Below are 2,805 nucleotides of genomic sequence, written 5' to 3'. Positions count from 1 at the left end.
GGCCGGCGATCCGGAGAAGGGGAGGGCGCTTTATGTCGGTGCTGCCCCCTTTGCCAAGGGAGGCGCTCCCTGTCTGGCCTGTCACGGCATCGCCGGCGCCGGCCTGGGGATGGCCGCCGGCGCCAACTTCGCCATCGACCTGACTTCGATGTACGCCGATTACGGCGCCGAAGGGGTGACAGCCATTCTCGAGAGCCTGCCGTTCCCGAGCATGGAGCCGATCTATGCCAGCCGTCCCCTGACCCCCGCGGAGCAGGCCGATGTGACGGCTTTTCTGGCGGAAGTGGCCGGACAGGCGCCGCTCCAGGCGGGTGCGCAACTGGCCGGGCATGTGCTCGCCGGCGGCGCGATCGTGTTCGGTTTGTTGATTTTGTTCGGTTGGGGACGCCTCAAGGGCGTTCGGCAACCGCTCGTGGACAGAGCGCGCAAGGGAAAGGGTGAGCCGCGATGAGCTGGATAAAAGATATTGTCGATCCCAAAGCCCGGGCCTGGGAAGAGTTCTATCGCAATCGCAACCAGTGCGACAAGGTGGTGCGCAGCACGCACGGTGTCAACTGCACCGGCGGCTGTTCCTGGAACGTGCATGTCAAGGACGGCATCGTCGCCTGGGAACTGCAGGCGACCGATTACCCCGAGCTCGAGGCAGGACTCCCCCCCTATGAGCCGCGCGGTTGCCAGCGCGGCATCGCCTTCTCCTGGTACCTCTACAGCCCGCTGCGGATCAAGTACCCCTACCTGCGCGGCGTGCTGACCGATCTCTGGCGGGCGGCCAGAGCCGAGCATGCGGATCCGGTGGCGGCCTGGGCCTCGATCGTCGAGGACCCCTTGCGGCGCAAAAGCTATCAGCAGGCCCGCGGCAAGGGCGGCTTTCGCCGGTCGAGCTGGGAGGAGGTCGAGGAGATCATTGCCGCCTCGACGATCCATACCATCAAGAAATACGGCGCCGACCGGCTGGTCGGCTTCTCCCCGATACCGGCGATGTCGATGCTCAGCTTTGCCGGCGGCTCCCGCTTCATGCAGCTTTTGGGCGGGGTCAACCTGAGTTTCTACGACTGGTACTGCGATCTGCCCAATGCCTCGCCGGAGATCTGGGGCGAGCAGACCGACGTGGCGGAGAGTGCCGACTGGTACAACAGCAAGTACATCGCGGTGATGGGTTCGAATCCGAACATGACCCGCACCCCGGACGCGCATTTTCTGACCGAAGCGCGCCACAACGGCACCAAGGTGACGGTCCTGTCGCCCGACTTCAGCGTGACCTCAAAGCACGCCGACTGGTGGATTCCGGCGCACGCCGGCCAGGACGGCGCCTTCTGGATGGCGGTCAACCATGTCATCCTGAGCGAGTTTCACCATCAGGCGAAAACCCCCTATTTCATCGACTATCTCAAGCGCTATACCGACACCCCGTTTTTGATCGAGCTCAGCGAAAAGGACGGTGTCTGGCGCCCCGGCCGGATGGCCACGGCGGCGGCCCTGGAGCGTTACCGGCAGGAGGAGAACGCCGGCTTCAAGTATCTGGTCTGGGATGAAACGAGCGGCCAGCCGCGCATGCCGCTCGGCAGCCTCGGCTTCCGCTGGCAGCAGAAAAAGGGTGAATGGAACCTGCAGATGCAGGACGGCCAGGACGGCAGCGCGCTGGCGCCGCTGCTGTCGCTGCTCGACAGCAGCGAGGAAGTGCTGCAAGTCTCCTTCGATGACTTCGCCGACGGCAAGGCGATCGGGCGGGGCGTCCCGGTGCGCTATCTGGAGACGGCGGGCGGCCGCGTGCCGGTCACCACGGTTTTCGACCTGCTGATGGCCCAGTTCGGTGTCGGCCGCGGTCTTGCGGGCCATTATCCGCAAGACTACGACGCGGAAAACAGCGCCTACACGCCGGCCTGGCAGGAGAAATTCACCGGCATCGACCGCGCCAACGTCATCCAGTTTGCCCGCGAGTGGGCCGCCACCGCCGAGAAGACCGAAGGCAAATGCTCGATCATCATCGGCGCCGGCGTCAACCACTGGTACCATGCCAACCTGATCTACCGCGCGGGCATCGTCTCGCTGATGCTCTGCGGCTGTGTCGGCAAGAACGGCGGCGGCCTCAACCACTACGTCGGCCAGGAAAAACTCGCCCCGGTGGCGCCCTGGGCCACCATCATGGGCGCTCTCGACTGGTCGAAACCGCCGCGTTTTCAGAACACCCCCTCCTTCCACTACGTGCACAGCGATCAGTGGCGCTACGAGCGCACCGCCGACGAGGTCCGGATCAATCCGGTCGCCGAGACCAGCCCGATCAGCTCGGACCACACCATGGACCAGCAGATCCGCGCCGTCCGCAACGGCTGGCTGCCGTTCTATCCCCAGTTCGACCGCAGCCCGGCGCAGGCGGTAAGGCAGGCCGAGGCCGCCGGCGCCGCCAGCAACCAGGAGATCGTCGACTGGACCGTCAGGCAACTGGCGGAAAAGAAGATGAAATTTGCCGTCGAAGACCCCGACGCTCCCGAAAACTGGCCGCGGCTGTGGATCATCTGGCGCGGCAACGCGCTGATGTCGAGTGCCAAGGGGCACGAGTACTTCCTCAAGCATTATCTGGGCACCCATCACAATACGGTCGCCCCGGAGACCGCCGCCGAGTCGGTCAAGGAGGTGGTCTGGCGCGACCAGGCGCCGGAGGGGAAGCTCGACCTGGTGGTCGACATCAACTTCCGCATGGACACCTCGGCGCTCTATTCGGACATCGTGCTGCCGACCGCCACCTGGTACGAGAAGGACGACCTCAACACCACCGACATGCACTCCTTCATCCACCCCATGCAGGCG

Annotated in this window: 2 protein-coding genes; both read left to right on the top strand. The window is 65.0% G+C overall.

The genetic code is table 11. The features are described 5' to 3' along the window. Window positions 1-451: hypothetical protein (locus VD811_05885; GenBank protein ID HXV20500.1), on the top strand; the 451-nt coding region annotated here is incomplete at its 5' end. After that, on the top strand, window positions 448-2,805 hold a 2,358-nt coding region (locus VD811_05880), incomplete at its 3' end, for a molybdopterin-dependent oxidoreductase (protein ID HXV20499.1). The genes VD811_05885 and VD811_05880, both read left to right, overlap by 4 nt.

The organism is Desulfuromonadales bacterium (assembly GCA_035620395.1).
In the GTDB taxonomy this organism is placed as follows: domain Bacteria; phylum Desulfobacterota; class Desulfuromonadia; order Desulfuromonadales; family DASPGW01; genus DASPGW01.
This window is presented reverse-complemented; position numbering and strand designations above follow the sequence as displayed.